The organism is Shewanella algidipiscicola, assembly GCF_003605125.1.
Classification (GTDB): domain Bacteria; phylum Pseudomonadota; class Gammaproteobacteria; order Enterobacterales; family Shewanellaceae; genus Shewanella; species Shewanella algidipiscicola.
Genome location: NZ_QPQT01000001.1, coordinates 342,850 through 362,725, shown reverse-complemented (window position 1 = coordinate 362,725; position 19,876 = coordinate 342,850). Strand labels below are relative to the sequence as shown.

Genomic DNA, 19,876 nt, shown 5'->3' with positions numbered 1-19,876 from the left:
TCCCCCCTCAGCCTAATCGGAGTTCAACGTGTGACTAAACCTGCTATACAAGCTGTTATCGATAAAGTGTTAGCCGACAATAAGGGTAAGCGGGTAGTCAGTTTCAATTTTGAAGGCCAGACTTACTGGTTGAAGCAACCTGAGCGGTTAACTGGCGCCATGCGATGGTTAAAATCACAACCGTTACAGTCGTTTCAACTTGAAATTAGCGCACTGCAAAGCTTAGCTGCGAAAGGCGCACCAGTGCCAGAATTGGTCAGCTTTGGCGATGATTATTTCGTGGTCGCCGATGCCGGTATGCCTGTCAACGGTCTGTTGGCCGATAGTGATGACCCACAACAAAAGTTACAGATTTTAAAAGACAGTGCTAAAGGTTTAGCCCAATTGCATCAAGCCGGTTTTGCCCATGGGCGCCCAGCACTGCGTGATATATGTTGGCAAGATGGCAAGATCACCTTTATCGATTTTGAAGCCAACCAGCAAGATAAAAATATGGCGCGCCAGCAGGTACGTGATCTACTTGTGTATATCCATAGCCTGTATCGTTATTTAGGCGCCGATCATCAGCTGATTGATCCGGCACTAGCCTATTACCGGCAATGCGGCGGCGAAACGTGCTGGCGTTATGCGCAAAAACGTCTGTCGCCTTGGCAATGGCTAGGCCAACTTTTATGGCCATTTCGTTATAAAGGTGGCAAGGATCTTAAGCCAATGTACTGGGTGCTTAAAGCCTTTCGTCGCCGCTAATATCAAGCCATACCGATCCCATCTGCTTTATCTACCGTTTGTTTATCACACTGGCTGTAAAACCCTATTGTCAGCGGGTGTCACCTCGCCAAGGCGCTGCCAGGATTACAATGTTTCGCGGCATATGACGGCTTGGTGAGCACCTCATGTGACTAACGGCTCATACGGCAATACTGATGATGTTGCCTCGCCTTATCGAGATGATGTCATCGCCCTTGAATGTTGCGGTAACGTATTTTTGGTTATCACCTATAGCAGGTTGTTTTGTTATTGTTGCCACCGGGCTTTGCCTATCGTATGGCTATTTCGTGACAACAGATTATTTTATTTTTTTCTTTGACTTTGATTCCGATACTAATTCATAAAAAGTATATTTGTTAGTTCAAAAAAACATCTTTATTTGGTTGAAATATCACCACTCGCTTTGCTAGTATGCCGGCTGTTTTGCTCTCAACGCCAGTATATATCAAGGGTTGCCCCTATGATGGTGTGAGTAAACTCGATCTCACCATTTAACTCATCTGCCCCGTTTATTTTCGGTGTTGGATTAGTTTTATTTTGTTTTTAGGGAATGTAATTGAATATCACTACTTTGACCATGATGCATACATTGTTTGCTGTGTCATGTCGCCGAAATCTGGCATTAACCCTGTCTCTACTGCTCTTAACGTCTACATTGGTTATCGATGTGGCCATGGCGGTTCCTCGTGAAGCCGATAACGATAATATAGATGTCACTGTCGGTAATGCACAACGCTTCTTACATCAGCGGCAAGTTGAGCAACAGACCCTTAAGTTAACCCGTTTGATGGATCACTATGGTCGCGACTCAAAAGTAGAAAAACGTCGCACACTCAACTCAATTAAAGCATTGGCCGCGCAGCGTCAATTAGCACAGCAAGCGTTACTAAAGTTGGATCCCATGGCTGCGGTACGTAGCACTGTACCTATGAGTAAACGAGCGGCGATGCCAGATGACGTATTAAGCCTGTTAGCGCAAAAAAAGCAATTGCAGGGGCAGTTATTCATCGTATATCAGGATTATACTGATAGTGCTTCACACCGTCTACGCTACGAATTAATGACCAAAACAGGGCGTATTCAATTACACCTGCCGCAGAGCATTGATACTACGCAATTACAATCGGGTATGACTGTTAAAGCAGATGGCTGGTTATTTAATCATCAGTCAGAGTCAGAGTCAGAGTCAGAGTCAGAGTCAGATCAACTCGGCACGTTAGTGTTAGATGATAGTCAAGAGAGTATTTTTACACTGGCAGCCACAGAGGACGTCAGTAATACCGACGAGCCCCTCAGCAAAAGTACGAGCGTCAATAACACCTTGGGTGAGCAGAAAGTACTGGTGCTGATGTTGAATTTTCAAGATAGCCCTAATTTACAGCCCTGGAGCAAAGAAGATGTTCAACAGATGGTATTTGGTCGAGTCAATGATTATTACCAAGAAGCCTCTTATGGTCAGACATGGCTTAGCGGTGATGTGAGGGGGTATTACACCTTACCGCTAGACACCAATTGTGACTACTTTGGCATGGACCGTTATGCGCAACAATTGGCTACTGATGATGGTATTGATTTAAGTCAATATCAACGTTTGGTCTATCTGCTTCCTCAAAACAGCAGTTGCGGTTGGCGAGGTCAAGGTACACTTGGGGGGAATCCTTCTCGTGCTTGGATTAATGGCGAATTGAACCTGCTCACTATCGGCCATGAGCTAGGGCACAACTTGGGCTTAAAGCATGCTAAGGAGCTTAGTTGTGGCGATGGTTATCTGAGCGATGCTTGTGTCGCGATCACTTATGGTGACACGCTGGATATCATGGGCAAATCTGAGGGACACTTTAACCTATTTAACAAAGAACGTTTAGGGTGGTTAACGCCGGAGCAGGGCGATGTAATCAGTGCCGATGATGATGGCAATTATCTATTATCGCCTTATGGCAGTGCGCTCGACGGTCAAGCAAAGGGGCTCAAAGTTCGCCGTGGCAGCGACGCGCAAACAGGTGAGCCCTTATGGTATTACTTAGAATATCGTCAAGGTACGGGTTTTGATAGTTTCCTCGCCGGTAAAGCTGTGACGCAAGGTGTGCTACTGCATTTGAATCAAAGCGATGAGGATATTGAAAGTAGCTTGTTGCTGGACATGACACCTAAAAGTGGATTGAGGGATCTCGATGATGCTGCCTTAATCGTGGGGCAAAGTTATACCGATGCGGCTGCCGGAGTGACGATCACTACGGAATGGGCGGATAAAAGCGGTGTGTCAGTTAACGTGAGTTACGCTGGGCAAAGTTGTATTCAATCGGCTCCGAGCCTCAGTATCACCCCCAATGAAAGTCCATGGGTTGAGGCCGGTAGTAAGGTCGATTATCGAGTGAATATCACAAATAATGATAGTGTCGGCTGTGGCGATGCCAGCTTTGCTATTAGTGCCAATGTACCTAGCGGTTGGTTATCGCAAGATCAAAGCTTGTATCTCGCGCCAGGTGAAAGCGCTGCAACTTCTGTCAGTGTGACTTCTGCAACATCAGCAAGTGAAGGATTTTATGATATTGCTATTAGTGCCACAAATGTCGCTAACACTCAATATAGTCAGGTATCTAAGGTAAGTTATGTGGTTGAAGAGCCAGAATTGGCCTGTGTGTTAGCCGCGCCGAGTTTTAGCTTAACGCTCGATAGTAGTGAACCATTAATGGCAGGAACTCAAGTCGTGTATCGGGGGACGCTTATCAATCGAGACAATAATGCGTGTAGCGCAAGTGATTATGAGATAGCGGCCAATGTTCCAACGGGGTGGACCGCCAATCATCAGAGGATCAGTTTGTCGCCCGGTGAGCAGCGCGATGTGAGTATCTATGTTACTTCACTGCCAGAGGCGAGTGCCGGTATTTATGATTTTGACATTAGCGCCCAACATGTCGATGAACCGCTTTATCGTGTGACAGACAGCGCGACCTATACGGTAGCTTCTCCAGTGGCGGTATGTGAGCGTGCAGCCCCTATCCTGACGCTGATCAGTGCTAATGACACCGAGGTCGTAGCAGGGACACAGGTAAGCTATGGCATTAGCGTGACCAATAAAGATACCGAAGCTTGCGACAGTAGTTCGTTTGACCTGTCAGCCCAATTGTCATCAGGGTGGCACAGTAGTCAGAACCAGTTACTTTTAGCCCCGGGACAAACCAGCCAAGCTAATATTGTAGTGACCTCAGATCTTAACAGTGAGTCAGGCGCTTATGAGGTGTTACTGACTGCGAGTAATAGCCAAGACGGTCGTTACGTTGCAAGTTATAGCACCCAGTATACCGTCAAGCCAGTAGCGAATTCGGCCCCCATCGCTGTCGATGATAAGGTCAGCATGACATCGAAAAATGCGGTGCTTATCGATGTGTTGGCCAATGATAGTGACGCAGAAAATGAACTGGTAATAGTCTCTGTGACTCAAGGGGCTAAAGGGAGTGTTGAGATAACCTCCGCTGGCCAAGTTCGCTATGTACCAGCAAAGAGTTTTAAGAGTAGCGATAGCTTTAGCTATACCATTTCTGATGGTGACACCACGGCAACGGCTAGAGTGATACTTTCATTAAGCAGTTCGGGTGGTAATGGTGGAAATAAAGGTCAGGGTAAAAAATAGAGATGCCCTGATAGCAGAAGTAGCACGAGGCAAGGCCTCGGCTACTTCAGTCATTGTAGGTAATGGCAGGGTTATTCGATAGTGTTCACTTCAATAGCCACATCATTGGTTGAAACATTACCTTCATCATCAGCAACACTGACGATAACGTCATCGAGGAAAGTAATCGGATCGGTATTTTCTAATCCTGGTTTTAACTCGATAGTAAAGGCACAACTATAGGTATCATTGGGCGAACCATTATAAGTCAGCTCTTGCCCCTCATTGCAAGCTGGGTAGCTTATGCTGTCGTGCATTCCGCCGTCATTGATTAACATGAAGCTGGCCGTATCATCTTCTGTAAATACGTTAGCCCCACCGACGGTCATCAATGTTAGGTTCACATTTTCAATGCCCGCATTATGTAGCTCTAATACCACGAGTAGACTGGCAGCGAACTTCATATCGGTAGCTGGTTGGCTTGGTAAGAAGGTCACTGTCGCATCGTCGAAATCTGATACGGCTTGACCATCGTCATCGACACCATTAATTGTTGCTACATTGACATGCACATCGCTTGCATTACCGGTGAGCGATTTCGCAATGGTACAACTTGCATTATGGTTAGGGTCGAGCATAAAGCCATCGAGTGGCGTAGGTGTAATAGGCGCACCATCAACGGTATCAACCATACATTCAGCGGTAATATTACCAAACATGTCATCGGTTAAACTGCTAAAGGTCACAGTATCGACACCGGCCGCATCCACACTGAATAGGAAAGTGTAGTCAACCGAACGTGAGACACTCGGATCGTCACCCGTTTCGAGTACTTCGATAGGATCTGCGGTTTTCTGGAGATCGATCATCGAAGGAACATCGTTAATGACCACGGTTTCTGAATCCGCATTGCTGGCTTGATCATTTTCATTGTCGAGAGCTTTAGCGGTCACAATATTGGTGTGTGAGCCCGCTTGGCTGCCACTGATAAATTGACTAAAGCTACAACTATAAGTGCCGCCTTGTGCGATATAGCCGTTAATAGCACAGTCACCTTGGCCATCTAAATTACCAAATTTATTATCCATTAGTGAGCTAAGCAATAATGGAGAATCCCAAGCATCAGAGGTATTAGTGACATCCACGGTATAAGTGACATTGCCGCCCGACTCTGGTACTTGATCTGGGCTCGCTGTTTTCAAGACCGTGATGCTTGGTGGTAAGTTAGTTACGTTAACCTGCCGCGTTTCACTACAGTGTTCGCCATCGATACCACTGACGGCTGCGCAAGAATTACCATCAACAACTGGATCGCCATTACGGTCAATTAAGGCCAGTTTGACTAAGTCATTATACAATTCTGGTTGTTGATCGTCGGGTAGATCAGAATCAACGATATGTACACTGAATTGACAGCTGTAGGATGCACTGGGTAAGACCTCACCGGGGCCATTACCGATATCGGCGGGCTGCGCACAGTTAGTGTTTGTGAGATAAATACCATCAGCTGCGCCGACTGGCACAGTTGCTCCCCATAAATCGATAGAGGTTTCATAACTGCCATCGGCAGCAGTATCTATTTCATCGCTGAGCGAGGTGATAAAAATGGATGTTTGTGCATTTGGATTAGTGAAATTAACCGTAAAGGTATAGAGGCCGCCCGGTTCGGTATGGGTATTGGTACCGACAAGGGTTTTTATCACTTGAGGAGGATTGGGGCGAATAAAGACATCAATATCGAATGCATCACAGCGACACTTAGAAGGTGTACCAGGTGCGGCTGGATCATTTTCACTACAATCGGCGCCCGTTTTATTATGCCAAGCGGCACAATAATTAAACTCGGCTTTGCCTGAGTTATCGTCATCACGACAAAATAGGGTGATCTCCTCCTGTTCATATAAGTGAGTGGGCGAGAAGCCACGTGCCTTACTGATATCGGCGCAGCTATCTAACCCTTCCTCAAGGTCAACGCCGGGACCATCGGTACGACCCAGTAAGATAGAACATTCGTTATTTGGGTTGCTATCTTGTGCGCTCCAATTACCTTCTGGAAGATAAACGGAATAGTCATACCTTTCATTGGCCGTTGTGGTAATGGTGACATCGGCAAGGAAGGTGACTTCTTCACCGAGCACACATTGTACAGCTTCGCCAGGGTTATCAATATTAGTGATGTTATCCACTTTACTGACCCTAACGTCGTTAGCAGTACAATTGAGCCCAAATCCAGCTTGTTCGGCCATACAGGCCGCATTCATCTGTTGTGGAAAAAAGGATGCGTTGGCAGCTGTGTGGTCAGCGCCATATAAGATGGTGCTGCTGACTAAGCAGATACCGAGCGCCTTGATAAGTCGATTACATTTAAAACGTTTCATAATATTTACCTTCATATCAGTGAATATGGATAAAACGAGCGTGCTTACTTAATGCGTTTCATGAGCCATATACCGGCTATCGTGTTGATGCATAGCGTTGATATTCGTGACTGCTATCTTGGGCACACTTTATCGTGCCAGCGCAGCGACAGAGCCTAAGTGCTTGGCTGAACAACGCAGTGCTTTATCTAAAGCAAGCATCAGGCCATAAGGTAAGCTTTTGATAATTAGCTGCTTTATTCTTTTGGGGACGATGAGGTTCGATGAAAGTGTTACTTTTCAGTAACACTAAGAGGCTAGCGAGAAGAGGATGTGACAGGATGGTATGTACGCTTTTGTTATATAGTGGTTTTTATTGAATGGTAGCGGGTCTAGCTGTTCGCTTTAGTTAACAACGATTGTAACAGCGCCTGACCGATGGCCGCCTGGGTTGCAGATGGTGTCGGGGCTGCATTTTGGGGGCTTTTATGATAAGGATTAATTTCTTCACTGGTCACTGCTTGGTGACTGTAGCGCTTCAATAATCGTATTAAAGGTCTGATAGTTTTGTGCTCCCACAATTAATTTAGGATTGATGATGCGGTTATTCTCTATATTACCGACTAAGAAACTGGGTGTGCCACGAATGCCTAATGATGAGCCGTAGGCGACATCTTGCTCTATTTTCGTTAACGTGCCCGGTGCCGATAGACACTCGGTAAATTGTTTAATGTCGAGCGATAATTCGCTGGCACTGTCTTGATAGAGTTTGTCACCTAGCGATCGGATGTTATTAAACAGCAAGTCACGCATCGGCCAATAGGCATTTTGTTGCAAACTACAGTTGGCGGTCATCGCGGCTCCTTTGGCTTTAGGATGAAAATTTAGCGGAAAATCACGTGCGATATATTTCAGCTTTCCGGTGTCGATATATTGAGTTTTTAGGAGGGGAAATGTTTGATCAATATAACGTTTGCAGTAAGGACATTGGTAGTCTGAAAATTCAATAATCGCCATTTTTGCATCATCATCGCCCAGTGTTGGTAGCTGACCATTGTCATCAATATTATCTTGAGTCGGCAAGGTTTTATATTGAGGCGTGGTCGATGCCATGGCAACACGGTGAATATCGTTCACTTTACTTGCCATCATGCGAATATCCTGTTTGAGTTGCCCTAGCTCTTGCTTAAGCATGGTGAGCTCATCTGGTTGAGGCGGGGTCTCTTTTTGACAGGCGACAAGCAGCAGAGTGCTCAGCACGAGGGGAATGACTTTCAGTGATGGTTTAAACATAGTAAGACTCCTCAGTCTGACGGATGTTGTAGTTGAGCGTCAGAGTTTTATCTTGCACTTTTTGATGAGCCGATAAAAAGTTGTGCGGGAAATATTGAGTTCTCGCGCTGCCGCTGAAATATTGTGATTGTTGCGTTTAATGGCATCGAGCAATAACTCGGTATCGATATCGGTACGATGCTGAGCTAGATCGATAACATCTTGATTGGTTGTTGGGCATTTACTCGATGTTAGGCCCAGATCGATTTCGCTTAGGTGTTCACTACTGGCCATGATCACCGCGCGATGGATACGATTTTTTAATTCGCGCACATTACCAGGCCATTCATATTGCTCCATCACTTGGCGTGCTTTATTGGTGAGGCAGTAATGGGTTCTCGGTGGTGAGAATTTTTGTAAATAGGCATTAGACAATAGATTAATATCTTCGCAATGATCTCTGAGGCTGGGGATCTCAATATGAAGAATATTGATTCTATAATATAAATCCTCTCTGAAACGCCCTTCATCGACGGCGGTTTCTAAATTAATATGACTGGCAAAAATGATGCGGCAATCAATGTCAATTTTCTTGTTACCCCCGAGGCGCTCAATATAATGATCTTCTAGGAAGTGTAATAAATTAATTTGTAAATCTAACGATAAGTCGCCGATTTCATCTAAGAAGAGAGTGCCGCTATTGGCTCGTTCAATGCGGCCAATATATTGCTTATCGGCACCAGTAAACGCCCCCTTTTCATGACCGAATAGTTCGGAGTGGATCAAGCTTGCGGGTAGGGCACCACAGTTAACAACGACGAAAGGGCCAAGGTGACGTCGAGAGAGGTTGTGAATTAAATTGGCACACAAGCCTTTACCCGTGCCAGTTTCACCACTCAACAGTATGGGTTCGTCCGCAGCGGCAATTTTGGTTATTTGTGCTTTTAAGTTGCAGATGGCGGCTGAATCGCCAAGCAGCAAGTTCAATGACTTATCCGCAGTGCAGTGCTGATGGCGCGTGTTCATTATCGCAACCCCGTAGGCATGACCTAATGTGTGCTGCAACTTTTCCCAGTCGATGGGAAAATGGTGATAATCAATGAAGAAATCAGTTAAACAAAATGTGAGTCGGTTGGTGATGCATTTATCATCGGTACACAGGGCTACCCATAATAGTTGCTCAAACTGGCTTTGAAGTCGTTCAATAGCATGGGTCACTTTAATGACAGAGGCTGTCGAAATGAGCGCTATTGCGACATAACAGGCGTGTTCTTGAAGTAATTTAAAGGCGCACTCAAGCGAGTTGGCATGCATGATATGCCATTGATTATCGCTCAAGGGCTTGTCACAAAAGTGGTCTTTATTCGTAAGGTTTAACACCAAAAGTGTACGATTGCCTTCGGTGATATTTTTGCTTATATGAGTCACAATAATTCCTATATGGAATTTGGTGATGGTGCAGAGTGATAGATATCATTAAGTCTAGGAAACCTTCTCCATAGTGCAAGTCACTTCCCGACCGTCAGCATTCTATAACAGATCACATAAAATGGAGACGGCGGCATGTTAGCTTGGTTAATTAAGGTGATTCAGGGGATATAAATCATTTAAGATCTGCATCCGTTTTACACCAAGGAGTCAAACGCTGTGCGCGCTGCTGTGCCGTAATGAGTTTGATGCCGGCTTGGTGGCGCAGGCGATATAGCGCTTGATAACACAGCGGCACCAGATAGAGGCTAGTGATGGTGGAAAAACTTAAGCCGCCTATGATGGCAATGGCCATCGGCGCGTAAGCAGGGCCACCGCCACCGAGTTGGGTGTCACCCATCGCCAAGGGGATTAAACCGAGTACAGTCGTTGCCACCGTCATCAACACAGGACGAAGACGGGTAATACACACCTTGTGTATGGTGTCAGGCAGCTGTGATAATTGCGGTGTTTGCTGATTAATTTGATCCACCAAAACGATGCCGTTATTGACCACGATCCCCATTAAAATCAATATGCCAATCATAGACATAATATCCATAGGCGTATCGGTTATTAGCAGTGCCCAAAACACGCCAGTGATGGAAAACAAGATCGAGGTGATAATGGCTGTGGGCAGCAGCAAGGACTCAAACAGCGCCGCCATGACTATGTAGATCATCGCCACCGCCAATATCATGTTGGTGGCCATAATTGCTTGGTCTTCATCTTGGCGCTCAAATCCGCCGCGCAGTGAGTAACCGTATCCAGGAGGGAATGACACCGCCTGCATCACATCTAAGATGGCTTGCTGCGCCTCTTCAGTGGTGATGTCGTCAAGATTAGCGCCAATTGATAATGCCGTGAGTCGCCCGTAATGGCGGATTGTATCGAAGCGCGGCTTAATGCTGATGTCGGCAAGGCTTTGCAGCGGATAAACGCGATTGTCGATACGTACTATGGGCAATTGCTTGAGTTTTTCAAGTGAGGTTTGCCACTGCTTTTCATAGGCAAGTTCGATACGCAGCTCACCGTTGGGATCGTGTCGAAATGAGCGCAGAGGCACGCCGCGCAGTGCGAGAGATACGTTTTGCGCCAGCTCAGTCAAGCTTAGCCCGAGCCTCGCCGCTAAAGTACGGTTAAGCTGGATCACAACCTCTTGCTGAGTGCCATTAAGCTCAGAATGGACATCCGTTAGCCCTTTGATGTTGCTTAATAAGGGGACCACTTGTTCGCTGATCTTGATTAAATCTGATGTTGAGCGGCCTGTTAAGGTGACACGTATGCCGCTATTTTCATCGCCCCAGCCAAATTGCGGCGTAGCGATCGAGAACTTAGGAAAGCCATCACGAATTTGGCGTTTAAGTGCCTTGATATCGATATCCATATCTTCTTGCAGTAATAACGTGGATTGACCGCGATCGGCCGCGTAGTAGCTGTAAACTGAATCGATATAAAACGCCTCTTTGTTGGCGTAGAGATAGTCCTCCATACGGTTTATCATCGCTTCGGTGACGGCTAAACTATGACGCCCATCGACTTGATAATTAATATAAAGGCGATTATTGCCTTCACCGTCAGATTGATCTTGTTTCACTTGGCTCAGGGGCAGTGTGGTGGAAGCCAATATAAGCAGCGCAAAGACGCCAGCACGTTTTGGCCGGCGTAAGATCCAGTCAAGGCTTTGCTCATAATAGGCTTGTAATGTGCTGGATGTTGGCGTGCTATTTACCTTGAAGTGCAGTTTACTAAGCATCAAGGGGATTAAGGTTTTCGCGACCAGCAGTGATGCGGCCAATGAGATACAAATGGCCACGGCCACATGTTCAAGGAAGATGGTCAACTGCACTTTGACCCCAAAAATATTGGGTAAAAATACAATGGCGGTGGTGAGCGTGCCAGCCAGCACCGCTAAAGCCACCTTGTTCACGCCATTTTGTACCGCTTGTTCTGCACTGGTGTTATTGGCGTGTTGTTTTTCCTGTAATACGCTTTCTGTCACGACCACGGCATTATCAATCAGCATGCCGACGGCCAGCAGTAAGCCCATCATGGATAAAATATTTAAGCTGTAACCTAAAAAGTACATGCCGGCTAACGTCATACACAGTGAGATAGGCACCGAGGAGACCACCACCAAGGTCATTTTGAGATCCCGCAGAAACAGGTACAGCACAGCAAAGGAGAGCAGGGCGCCCATTAAGCCGGCCAGCAGCAGATCTGACAATGACGACTTTACCCCATAAGCTTGATCTTCCATGATAAACAGCTTGATCCCTTGAAATTGGGGATCTTGTTTGGCCGCGTCAATTACCTTGAGTACGCGCTCAGAGACATCGACTAAGTTGGCTCCCGACTCCTTAAACACATCTAATCCTACGGCATAATTTTGGTCCAGATGGCGGCCATCGAGCCGTTCGGGCAGGGCGTAACGCACGCTGGCAATATCGCCTAAGGTGATGCCCGGCGCTAAGACTAAGGCCTGGATCTCATCTAAGCCACGAAACTCGCCTTTAGGCGAAACCTGATACACCTTATCATTGGCGCGTATTGTGCCAGCGCTGACAATAAAGTTCGCTTGGCGCAGCCGCGCTTGTAATGTGTCAAGGGATAGGTTGCTGGCTGTGAGCTTATCGGCATCGAGCCTTATCTCTATCTGTTTTTGCTCCACGCCATACAGGGTCACTTGCGATACCCCCTCGACCCGCTCCAAGGGCCTTTTTAACTGCTTATCGAGCAGGTCAAAGGCGCCAGATAATGCACGGTCGCTTGAGATCCGCACCGTCAGCAGTGGCATATCGGCGGTGGAAAACTGCCTGATAAACACCCGCTCAACATCTTGGGGCAACAGGTGGCGCACGGCATCGACCTTTTCTCGGGCTTCTAGGCTTTTCGTGGCGACGTTCTCGCCCCATTTCATCCGCAGTTCAATTTCGGCGCCATTTTGTGATGAGCGCGATCTTAACTCCTCAATCCCGCCCATGGTCGCCAATGATTGCTCTAAAATATTGGTGATTTCGCGCTCTACTTCGGAGGGAGTTGAGCCCTTATAAGGCACCTCTATCAATACCTGAGGAATATCGATACCGGGAAACATCTCTAGCGGTAACAGTCGGCTGGAGGCAAGGCCAAACAGTAAAATGGCGACAAAAAACATGCTGGTGGTCACGGGACGCGCAATCGCTAAGCGGGTGATATTCATTGTGCCTCTCCCATGGCTGGCGCAGCTGATGCAGGCTCAGGTTCTAGCTGAAACTGCTTACGGTCAAAGAGTGAGTAAAGGGCTGGGATCACCACCAAGGTTAATAGGGTGGCAAGGCTCAAACCAAAGATGACGGTTATCGCCATAGGCGCACGCACTTCACTACCATCACCCAGCCCTAATGCCATCGGAGCAAGCCCCAGCGCGGTGGTCATGGTGGTCATGATAATAGGGCGCAAACGGGATTTGGCCGCTTGTTCTATCGCCTGCGCTTTTTCTATGCCTTGCTGGCGCAGTTGATTAATTCTATCCACCAAGACGATGGCGTTGTTGACTACTATGCCGGCCAGCATGATTAGGCCAATAAACACCACCACGCTTAAGTGGGTTTGTGTAATGTATAAGCCCAATATACTGCCGCCGACAGCCATGGGCACGGCAATTAAGATAAGTAGCGGATGGATAAGGGATTCAAATTGACTGGCCATCACTAGGTAGACCAAAAATATGGCCAGCACTAAGGCGATTTGCAGTGACATGAATGAGTGTTCCATCTCTTCATTTTGGCCGCCAAAGCGGATCTGTATGGTGCTTGGTATGGTTTGCTGGCGTATGAGTACCTTGGCTTCAGCTACCGCCTCACTTAAGTCACCAAAAGCCAAGTTTGCCGAAACAATGGCTACACGTTGCTGACTGATGCGATTAATCGCTGACGGTCCTAAGTTTAGTGACACCTCTGCCACAGCGCTCAGTGGAATGGGCTGGGCGCTGTTGGGGTTGATTATCATCGAATCGATATCGCTTATCTGGTTACGCTCTTCAATATGGCTGCGCACCAAGATATCAATTTTACGATCTCGCACTGTGTATTGGCTGGCGATAGTGCCGCCAATGCGCTGGGCGATGCGGTTAGCAACCGTTGGGGCATCCATCCCTAAGGCGGCAAGCCGTGCATGATCGAAGCGAATACTCAGCTCGGGTTGGCCATCGCGTAGGCTGGTGTTGAGGTCGGCAAAACGCGCTGACTCAGATAGGGTATTAACTAGGTTATCGGCCGTGTGTTTTAACTGGGCTAAATCGTAGCCAATCACTTCGATTTCCAGCGGTGTTTTAAAGCTAAACAATTGAGGGTGCTCGATAGTAGCGTTGAGCGCTGGAATGCGCATGGCGGCGCTTCTGAGCGCTTGACTGACTGCAATAAAGGCATGGTGATCGGCTAAAACCACCTGTAATCGGCCCCAGTTTTCGCCGCCGCGAGAGGTGTCGGATGTCATTAAGCCACCGCTACCGGCTTGACTATAAGCGTGCTTAACATCACTGCGGTCTTTAATCGCCAAGGCGAGGGTTTGCAGCACCTTGTCGGTTTCGCTCACCTGTGTCCCTGGGGGTAACTCGATCTCTAGGTAGAATTCGCCTTGATCCATCACCGGAATAAGTTCCATGCCTAAACGAGGCACTAAACTCATGGTGCCCGCAGTCATGACCATGGCAATAACGACGGTAAGCCTGCTCTGCTTGAGCGCAAAGGGGAGCAAACCATGATACGCCTGCTCTAATAACTGATAACCGCGATTAAATAACTGACTGATGGGGCGCATAATAAGGCCGACTAACCACGCAAGTACCCGAGTGAGCATTAAGCCTAAGGTCAATATTAGCGAGGGTAAATAGCTAAATAGCAGTACAAATGGCAGCGAAAATACAGTGGTAGTGTAATGTTTTGCTTTCGCCATCTTAGTGTCTGGCAGCGGCTTTTTAGCCTGGGGTAATAGTTGTGGCAGGGCGCTAAAGCCCTTACGCGAAGCAAGCATAGGGATGGTGGTTAATGCCACCAATAATGAGGCGAGCAGGGCAAAAGTGACAGTTAATGCCTGATCTGAAAACAGCGCCCCAGCGACCCCGTCGACAAAAACCAAGGGCACAAATACTGCCAAGGTGGTTAGGGTCGAGGCAAAAATGGCGCCTGCGACCTCTTTGGTGCCAGTGACGGCCGCGTCGAGTTTACTCATGCCAAGCTTTTTACAACGGTCGATGTTCTCTAGTACCACAATCGCGTTATCAACCAGTAAGCCTACCGCCAAGGCAATACCACCAAGCGACATGATATTGAGGCTGATGTCGGCAAAATACATCATGTTAAAGGTGGCGATAACCGAGAAGGGAATAGAGATGGAGATTATCAATGTGGGCAGAATATCGCGTAAAAACAGATAGATCACTAACATAGACAATAGGCTGCCCAGTAGTGCAGCCATGGTGACTTCACTGACCGCGCTTTCGATAAATTCAGATTGATCGTAAATGACTTGCAGCTGAGTTTTTTCGCTGAGCTTATTGAGCTTTTCCAGTTCAGCTTTGATGTTGCGCGCTACCGCGACCGTATTGGCATCACCTTCTTTATAGATAGCCAGCTCGATAGATTCTTGCGAGCCGATGCGGGTGATGTCACTGCGCTCTTTGTGGCTGTCGATAATGTCGGCGATATCTGACAGTCGCACCAATGTGCTGTTATCACGGTAGATGATGATCTGCCCGAGATCTTGCAAGGAGTCAAATTGATTTAGGGTGCGTACCAGATATTCTTTCTCGCCTTGTACCACCTTACCAGCAGATAAGTTAATGTTTTCAGAGGCTATGCGCTCACGTATGGTGTCGGCGTTAAGATTAAGTTGGTTTAACTTTTGTTGGTTTAATTGAATATGAACCTCTTGCTCTAGGCCGCCTGATAGCCTAACCGCCGCGACGCCACTTAATGCCTCAAGCTGGCGTTTAAGCTCCTCTTCGGCAAAGGTGCGCAGTTGTTTGAGTTCAATGGGCGTAGCCTCTGGTTGCGATAAGGCTAGACGTACAATAGGGTCGAGGTTAGGGTTAAAGCGTAGTAATAGGGGTTTATTCACATCGAGTGGCAATGCGATAGTGTCGAGTTTTTCACGCACATCGAGACTGGCCATATCCATGTCGGTGCCCCATTCAAACTCAAGCACCACATCTGACATACCAGAGCGTGAAATTGAGCTGATTTTACGCAGCCCTTTGACAATGCCAGCGGCCTCTTCGATGGGTTTAGAGACTAACTGCTCAACTTCAACGGGCGCAGCGCCGATATATTGCGTGCGAATAGTGATGGTAGGGTAACTCAAGTCTGGCAGCAGTTTTACCGCAAGGCGAGAAAAGCCCACCATACCAAATAGCAAAACCGCCAACATGAACATCCATACCGAGACAGGACGCTTGACTGATGTAGTAATTATTGACATAAGCTCAACTCCTGTTATTGCTGCGCACGGGCAACATCGAGTGCACTTATGACATCAACTAACGATTGATCTTTCAGGTTTTGCTGACCTCGAACCACAATTTGCTCACCTGGTTTGATCCCCGAGATCACTTCGACTGTGTCGGCTTCACGATACCCGAGGCTGACTTGGCGACGAGTGGCATTGTCTCCTTCAATCACATAAAGCGCATACTGGTTATCTTGATTGATCACTGCGCTGTAAGGCACAGTGATCACATTGGTGTGCGTGTCGTATCTGAGTTCAACCCGGGTAAACATGCCGGCTTTTAATTGGGCCTGTTGGTTGGGCACCGACAGAGTCACCTTAAAGGTGCCACTTTGGGCATCGACAATGGGGCTGATCCGCAGCACTTGGGCGACAATGCCGTTATCGGCTTGCTGACTGGCAAACAGTTGTGCGTCTTGCCCCAGACGCAGGCGATCGAGCTGCACTTCAGGCAGGTGCACTATGGCATATAATTCATCTTGGTTGACCACGTAGAAGAGCTCATCAAACTCTTTAGCCATATTGCCTTGCTTAACAAAGCGGGTGGCGATGACCCCGTCGATAGGCGAACGCACCAGACTCTCCTCTACTTGCAATGCAGCTAGGTCACGTTTTGCGCTGGCCGCTTGCAGGTTATATTCAAGTTTTGCCATCGTATCGGCGCTGATAAAGGCTTTATCGGTCATTTTGTTGAGCCGGTTGAGTTCTTGCTCGATGATCTCAACCTCGGCTTGAGAGCGGGCTAAATCATAGCGTTGACGTTTAGCGTCTATGACCGCTAGTAATTGTCCTTTAGTGACGCGATCGCCTTCTTCCACTTTAATGGTTTCGATAAGCCCTGCAATACGGGACACCACCCTTGCTTCAAGCGGGGCTTCTAGTGTACCAGTCGTGCTATAGAAGGAGGACACATCTCCTTGAACGACAGTCGTGGTTTCAACGGGAATGGCATATTTAACCTCCTCTTTTTCCTCGGGGGCAGGGCTGCAAGCACTTAATAATGATAATGCCGCAAGTAGGATAGGTAGGATGATGATCTTATTATTGTGTGCTTCCATGTTGTTAAACCTATTTATGTGATTTTATTAGCGGTTATAAGCATTTAATATGCCAGAAATTTTATAGCTTTATATACAATAGGTTAGCTTGGTAATGATTCGGTTTGTTGGTGAGTTGCATGAAAGATGTAGCGTAAAAGTTTAAATGTTGCGGTTTTTAACAACCGGAGTGAACTCGATGGTGATACCGGCATTGGCCGCACCTATGGGGCGCATTATATTGCTCAAGCGTGTTTGAAGGCGCCACCTACACTGGCGCACCTACATTAGGTTATTTCGTTATTTCGTTTCTTCGATCCAACTTCATCTGGTGCGAGTTGTGAGTTAAAAGCTAACCAGTTTTGCCCCAAAGTGTGCTGGTTTTGAAATGAAGAACGATGACATCTACTTGGGTACGCTGCTGGCTGCATTTGTATTTATTGAAAGTGGTGAAGGTCGAACCTTCAATGGGGGTTAATTGCTTGCAGCAGGCTGTATGTGTAAGCGCGCTTTTGGCTCGGTGAGTGAAGCGTAGCTTCGAGCCCACGAACGAGAGACAGGGATTGTCGAACTGGCTTTTAGATAGGGATATCGTTGCGAGCACATCCCTGTGGGCTCTGCGAAATCATCTGACCTCCAAGGACGGAGGGAATGTCAAAAAATGTAGGGAACATTTTTGGCCATGATTTCGAAGGCCAAAACCGCGCTTACACCTTTACTCATCGTCTCTTCGATTTAACTTTATCTGGTGTGGGTTGCGAAAGAAAAAAGTGAAAAACACAGATTAAGTGCTCGATAAGTATCCGTAGATTCAGTAAGACCTTGCTATGAATATCAGTGAGGCAAAGGCCTGCGGCCTTAGTGGCATGAATGGCCTAAAACGTACGGTTAATCACGAGTATTTGCCGTGAAGAGGCGCTAATCAAACATGAAAATCATAAATAAGACCAATTAATTACCTTACCTAAGCTCAAAAAAACGACTACCACAGAAAAGCAAACTCCTATAGCATAATGCATACCAAATACATGGATGTGGCAGCGGCCAAGTCCAACAAGCGATTTATGCCTTGCAGACAGCGCAACGCATAAATATTAAGACGTTAAGTGCAATCAGCTAATAGTGACATCAAAAAGTAGGGAAGTATGAGTATCAACATAAAGTGGGATGGTGATTGTCGTTTTAAAATGTCAACTGAAAACGGCTTTACGTTTAATGTTGACGCGACAAGTGAGAAAGCCCCTTGTCCAACGGAAGTTTTATTGTCGGCTTTAGGTTCATGCAGTGCTACGGATGTCGTCTTGTTACTGCAAGAGCAAGGTTTTGAAGTTAAGGGGTTAGAAAATACGGTTACTTTCGCCCTAACAGAATCAGAACCTCGTTTATATAAATCGGTAAACCTGCACTTTACAGTAAATGGCGGTGGTTTTAAGGAGTCTGACATTTTGCGAGCAGCTCAAGAAGCGGTGGAAAAGCATTGTCATGTTTGTCTTATGTTGAGCCCTACGATCGATATCACTTATTCAGCGGAAGTGGGCAAAAATTGCACTTAACAAGAGACTATGGCGTATAAAACAGCTATAAAACAAGCCACCCATTATAAAACAATAACATAATACGCTTTAGGTTCATGTTCAATCGCCGTGATGTGATTTGGCCATTCTAGGTCGATACAATATTGCCGGAATATCGATGTATGACGAAATGAAGCCTGCTGACTTGAAAATGACGTATTTCAGCTGCACTAAACCAACCAATTGCACCAGAAGAACAACAGGTTTTGTTTGCATTAAAGCGTTAATATCAGTCTATTTTGAAATGCTGGCAGCTCGTTGCAAAGCGCCGTCGCCGCTTCTCTAGGTGTTCACAGTAATGGGTGAGTGCTTGTAATGTGCCCACTGGGCCATGAAACAATTGACCAAATTCGCTAATGAGCTTAACCCAATTTTCATGGGGAATATTCAATCTTCTCAGGACGTTGGCACTGTTTTCGTTGATGGCGCCACGTTTATCGTCACGAATAATACGTCCAGTATCATCAACCAGTTCGAGGTAGTCTGTTAACGAGAAAGCAATACCATTCGGTTGGTTGTCGCGTTCATTGCCGATAAAAGGGAGTAGCTTTTTGGGTTGCTCACCTTTTAAGGCAGCCTGAATGCGTAGCTGAACACTGGTATGGTCTGAGCGCTCTGGTGTCGCGGCCATCTTGGCTCGAATGGGGTTCAAATCAACGTAGGCCATGCATGCTAAAACCGCGGCTTCATCTAACAAAGCTTGGGATTTAAAGCGTCCTTCCCAGAATCGACCCGAGCAGCCATCTTCTTGATTCGCTTGCCTTGCTATCGGTTCATTCAAACAGCGCATAAACCACGAAATATCACATAATCGACTTCGATAAATCGCGATAGCATGCTTGAGTTTAATCACTTCATGGGGTTCAACTAACTCACCTTTTGTGAACTTACGAGTTAAATCATCGCCATTAAACAGCTTATGCCATTGTTCAAGCACTTTTCGGTCAGTCCAGCGATTTGCGGTCTTGATATCAATACGTAGCACCACATGAAGGTGATTCGACATTACGGCAAATGCTGCCACATCAATGGCAAAAGCCGCTGTAAGCTCAAACAACAGCGATTCTATCCAACTGCGGCGATGATCATAATTTTTCCCAGAATAGGCATCATCACCACATAAAAAGGCGCGCCTCACTACACGGCTACAACAATGATAATAGGGTGTGTCTTCAAGACTAATTTGGGTACGGCGAGGGCGTGGCATAACAACCTCCTTGTCTAATGCTTCCTCAAAGCTTAGTAGAAGGTCGTTTCTGATGCACATTAACTATGGGTGGCTATTATTTTTCCGGTGTGGGGGCT

At 46.8% G+C, this 19,876-nt stretch carries 10 protein-coding genes; 3 read left to right on the top strand and 7 right to left on the bottom strand.

The genetic code is table 11. The features are described from left to right. Positions 1–30: 30 nt before the first annotated feature. Positions 31–747 carry a BUD32 family EKC/KEOPS complex subunit gene (locus DVO77_RS01525; protein WP_119977011.1) on the top strand — a complete coding sequence of 239 codons (717 nt, stop codon included), beginning with the start codon at positions 31–33 and terminating at the stop codon, positions 745–747. Between the two features lie 577 nt (positions 748–1,324). Further along, positions 1,325–4,399: an Ig-like domain-containing protein gene (locus DVO77_RS01520; RefSeq protein ID WP_119977010.1), complete on the top strand. Its 3,075-nt coding sequence runs from the start codon at positions 1,325–1,327 to the stop codon at positions 4,397–4,399. A gap of 71 nt (positions 4,400–4,470) precedes the next feature. On the opposite strand, the gene DVO77_RS01515 is transcribed toward DVO77_RS01520, so the two are convergent. The 6 genes from DVO77_RS01515 to DVO77_RS01490 form a co-directional block, all read right to left on the bottom strand. Beyond that, a complete protein-coding gene (locus DVO77_RS01515) occupies positions 4,471–6,756 on the bottom strand; it encodes a hypothetical protein (protein ID WP_211328744.1) in 2,286 nt (761 codons plus the stop codon). A gap of 486 nt (positions 6,757–7,242) precedes the next feature. Further along, entirely contained in the window at positions 7,243–8,028 is a 786-nt protein-coding gene (locus tag DVO77_RS01510) for a DsbA family protein (RefSeq protein WP_110456649.1), read from the bottom strand. Positions 8,029–8,067: 39 nt separating this feature from the next. After that, entirely contained in the window at positions 8,068–9,435 is a 1,368-nt protein-coding gene (locus DVO77_RS01505; protein WP_220741442.1) for a sigma-54 dependent transcriptional regulator, read from the bottom strand. A 175-nt stretch (positions 9,436–9,610) separates the two neighbouring features. Beyond that, complete coding sequence (locus DVO77_RS01500) at positions 9,611–12,676, bottom strand: efflux RND transporter permease subunit (protein ID WP_119977009.1); 3,066 nt, start codon at positions 12,674–12,676, stop codon at positions 9,611–9,613. After that, a complete protein-coding gene (locus tag DVO77_RS01495; protein ID WP_119977008.1) occupies positions 12,673–15,933 on the bottom strand; it encodes an efflux RND transporter permease subunit in 3,261 nt (1,086 codons plus the stop codon). The genes DVO77_RS01500 and DVO77_RS01495 overlap by 4 nt, the downstream gene beginning before the upstream one ends. A 14-nt stretch (positions 15,934–15,947) precedes the next feature. Continuing rightward, entirely contained in the window at positions 15,948–17,018 is a 1,071-nt protein-coding gene (locus DVO77_RS01490) for an efflux RND transporter periplasmic adaptor subunit (RefSeq protein WP_119977007.1), read from the bottom strand. 1,124 nt (positions 17,019–18,142) lie between these two features. On the opposite strand from DVO77_RS01490, the gene DVO77_RS01485 reads away from it, so the two are divergent. After that, positions 18,143–18,550 (top strand): OsmC family protein, encoded by a 408-nt coding sequence (locus DVO77_RS01485; protein ID WP_119977006.1) that lies wholly within the window; start codon positions 18,143–18,145, stop codon positions 18,548–18,550. Positions 18,551–18,800: 250 nt separating this feature from the next. Here the strand turns inward: DVO77_RS01485 and DVO77_RS01480 are convergent, their stop codons facing one another. Continuing rightward, the gene (locus tag DVO77_RS01480) at positions 18,801–19,778 is read right to left on the bottom strand and encodes a transposase (protein ID WP_119977005.1); all 978 of its coding nucleotides are present in this window, start codon (positions 19,776–19,778) and stop codon (positions 18,801–18,803) included. Positions 19,779–19,876 lie beyond the last annotated feature (98 nt).